Below are 251 nucleotides of genomic sequence, written 5' to 3'. Positions count from 1 at the left end.
TCGTACCAGACCTGCACCCCGTGGTCTTTCGAGACAAACACGATTGCGCCTGCATCGAACGGGATGGATTGCCCGAAGAGAACCCCAATCTCTGCGTTCAGGCGCTCGACCTCGATCTGGTTTGCGTTGGCTATATCAAGGAGCGTCTCCTCGACTTTCCGGTCCATGGTGAGGAGCGCCATCGAGACCGCCTGGCGGGATATGCGGAAGCGCTCCGCGATCTGGATGTTGGGGAGGCCGCTGCGGCGGAG

The 251-nt window shown here is 61.0% G+C and carries 1 pseudogene; it reads right to left on the bottom strand.

The window, feature by feature from the left end:
• Positions 1 to 251: pseudogene (locus BP858_RS11130) on the bottom strand (hypothetical protein); the annotation flags it as partial.

It is taken from the genome of Methanoculleus sp. UBA413, from assembly GCF_002502935.1.
Taxonomy (GTDB): domain Archaea; phylum Halobacteriota; class Methanomicrobia; order Methanomicrobiales; family Methanoculleaceae; genus Methanoculleus; species Methanoculleus bourgensis.
The sequence above is the reverse complement of the archived record's forward strand: the minus strand, read 5'-3'. Positions and strand labels throughout refer to the sequence as shown.